Here is a 231-nt window from a genome sequence, read left to right as displayed (position 1 = left end):
AAGGTGCCGATGAGGGCTTTTGAGGGTCCCCTCTCCGACGAGGAGATTGCCGCGGTGCTCACTTATGTGCGCAACGCCTTCGGGAACCGGGCCAAACCGGTGTATCCGGAATCCGTGGGGCGTATCCGGGAAGCGGTCCGGGAGAAAAAAGGATTTTATCACACAGAAGAACTGCAATAGTCCTTTGAAAAACGTCACGCCCATGTAGTACGCCACACCCATAAAAAACGC

Annotated in this window: 1 protein-coding gene; it reads left to right on the top strand. The window is 55.0% G+C overall.

Features of this window, described 5'->3' with window-relative positions; all coding sequences use genetic code 11:
• Positions 1-180: c-type cytochrome (locus ACRHNM_RS18405; protein WP_431138071.1), on the top strand; the 180-nt coding region annotated here is incomplete at its 5' end.
• Positions 181-231 lie beyond the last annotated feature (51 nt).

The organism is Psychroserpens mesophilus, from assembly GCF_050617655.1.
Classification (GTDB): domain Bacteria; phylum Bacteroidota; class Bacteroidia; order Flavobacteriales; family Flavobacteriaceae; genus Psychroserpens; species Psychroserpens mesophilus_A.
The sequence above is the reverse complement of the archived record's forward strand: the minus strand, read 5'-3'. Positions and strand labels throughout refer to the sequence as shown.